General features: G+C 43.1%; 1 rRNA gene. It reads left to right on the top strand.

The annotated features are described in order from the left end of the window. Positions 1 to 147 precede the first annotated feature (147 nt). A 5S ribosomal RNA gene (rrf, locus tag AACR09_RS00855) occupies positions 148 to 211 on the top strand; the annotation flags it as partial.

Here is a 211-nt window from a genome sequence, read left to right as displayed (position 1 = left end):
GCTGCGAGGCATTGAGCTAACCTGTACTAATTGCCCGTGAGGCTTAACCATACAACACCCAAGGGGTTTTGTGGACTCAGATGTACAGACCTTGAATGAGTTTGAAGAGATAGACTTTTAAATCAGTTTTCCGAATTTTAAAATTTGCTTGGCGACCATAGCATTGTGGACCCACCTGATTCCATGCCGAACTCAGAAGTGAAACACAATA

This window comes from Vibrio sp. OPT20, from assembly GCF_963889365.1.
Classification (GTDB): Bacteria; Pseudomonadota; Gammaproteobacteria; order Enterobacterales; family Vibrionaceae; genus Vibrio; species Vibrio splendidus.
This window is presented reverse-complemented; position numbering and strand designations above follow the sequence as displayed.